Here is a 2,070-nt window from a genome sequence, read left to right on the forward strand (position 1 = left end):
GCGGCCAAGGAGGCCGGCAACATGGTCGACCTGGACTCCAACCCGACCAAGCTGATCGAGATCGTGGAGATCGGCAAGCAGCTGCTGATCACCCGCGGTGCGCTGACCACCTTCTCGATCGCCAACGACGTGGCCAAGTACTTCGCGATCATCCCCGCGATGTTCGCCGGGGTCTACCCGGGCCTGAGCCACCTCAACATCATGGGCCTGCACAGCCCCCAGTCCGCGATCACCTCGGCGATCATCTTCAACGCCCTGGTCATCATCGGCCTGATCCCGCTCGCCCTGCGCGGCGTCAAGTACCGCCCGTCCGACGCCAGCTCGCTGCTGGCCCGCAACATCGGGATCTACGGCCTTGGCGGTCTGGTGGTGCCGTTCATCGGCATCAAGCTGATCGACCTGATCGTCCAGTTCATCCCCGGCCTCAACTGAGAAAGGAGCCACCGCAATGTCCAAGCCCCTGCCCGCCACCGTGCGGACCCACTTCACCGCTCTGCGCGTGCTCCTGGTGCTCACGGTGATCCTCGGAATTGCCTACCCGCTGCTGGTCACCGGGATCAGCCAGGTCGCGTTCAGCGACAAGGCCAACGGCTCGATCGTGAAGTCCGACGGCAAGGAGGTCGGCTCCAGCCTGCTCGGCCAGAACTTCAACCTGCCGAAGAAGGCCCCTTCTGGTTCAACTGCGGGGGGCGACCCGAAGGAGGAGGCAAAGCCGGACCCGAAGTGGTTCCAGCCCCGGCCCTCCGCCGCCGGGACGGGCTACGACCCGTCCTCCTCCAGCGCCTCCAACCTCGGCCCGAACAGCGACGACCTGCTCAAGGCCGTCAACGACCGCCGCGCCGCCGTCGCCGCGTTCGACGGCGTCGACCCGGCGAGCGTGCCGGCCGACGCGCTGACCGCCTCCGGCTCCGGCCTCGACCCGCACATCTCGGTGGCCTACGCCAAGGAGCAGGTCAACCGGGTCGCGCAGAAGCGCAACCTGCCGGTGGAGACGGTTGCCAAGCTGGTCGACAAGTACACCGAGGGCCGTTCGCTCGGTTTCCTCGGTGACGAGGGCGTCAACGTCGTCCTCCTCAACAAGGCCATCAGCGAGCAGAAGTGATGACAATCCGTCAATCTGCCGGGTGATGACACCGACCCGGGCGCGGGGAGCACCCCCCTGCTGCCCGGGTCGGTCGTCCATGTCTGCGCACCACCAACCTGCTGGCGACACAAGGAAAGAGCAGTGCCCATGGCCCGCGACCTCACCCCCGGCTCCGGCATCCGCGGCGGCCGGCTGAGGGTGTACCTCGGTTCCGCCCCGGGGGTCGGCAAGACCTACCGGATGCTGGACGAGGCCCGGCGCAGACAGGAGCGCGGGGCCGATGTCGTGGTCGGGTACATCGAGTGCCACGGCCGCCGCCACACCGAGGCCATGCTCAGCGGCCTGGAGGTCCTGCCCCGCGTCCGCCGCTCCTACCGCGACGCCGAGTTCGAGGAGATGGACGTCGACGCGGTGCTCGCCCGCCGTCCGGCCGTCGTCCTGGTGGACGAGCTGGCGCACACCAACATCCCCGGCGGCCGGCACGCCAAGCGCTGGCAGGACGTCGAGGAACTGCTCGCCGCCGGGATCGACGTCATCACCACCGTCAACATCCAGCACCTGGAATCGCTGAACGACGTCGTCCAGAAGATCACCGGCATCCCCCAGCGCGAGACCGTCCCGGACGAGGTGGTCCGTCGGGCCGACCAGCTCGAACTCGTCGACATGGCCCCGCAGGCGCTGCGTCGACGCATGGCCCACGGCAACGTCTACAAGGCGGAGAAGGTGGACGCCGCGCTCTCCAACTACTTCCGGGTCGGCAACCTCACCGCCCTGCGCGAACTCGCCCTGCTCTGGGTGGCCGGGCGGGTGGACGAGGGGCTGCGCGACTACCGGGCCAGCCACAAGATCGACCGGGTCTGGGAGACCCGTGAGCGGGTCGTCGTCGCCCTCACCGGCGGCCCGGAGGGCGAGACCCTGGTCAGACGGGCCGCCCGGATCGCCGTCGCCGCCGGCGGTGAGCTGCTGGCCGTCCACGTCTCCCGCAG

Annotated in this window: 2 protein-coding genes and 1 pseudogene; all 3 read left to right on the top strand. The window is 68.9% G+C overall.

The genetic code is table 11. The features are described from left to right. Positions 1-432, top strand: a pseudogene (locus ACWC9T_RS41655) (potassium-transporting ATPase subunit B); the annotation flags it as partial. Positions 433-448: 16 nt separating this feature from the next. Further along, on the top strand, positions 449-1,102 hold the full coding sequence (gene kdpC / locus ACWC9T_RS41660; RefSeq protein ID WP_449826226.1) for a K(+)-transporting ATPase subunit C: 654 nt from the start codon (positions 449-451) through the stop codon (positions 1,100-1,102). 129 nt (positions 1,103-1,231) lie between these two features. Continuing rightward, a partial coding sequence (locus ACWC9T_RS41665) for a histidine kinase (RefSeq protein ID WP_449826227.1) occupies positions 1,232-2,070 on the top strand: 839 nt, incomplete at its 3' end.

Source organism: Kitasatospora sp. NPDC001159 (assembly GCF_053598235.1).

Coding starts and splice junctions, on each gene's coding strand:
- kdpC (WP_449826226.1), top strand. CDS start 449: ATGTCCAAGCCCCTGCCCGCCACCGTGCGGACCCACTTCACCGCTCTG.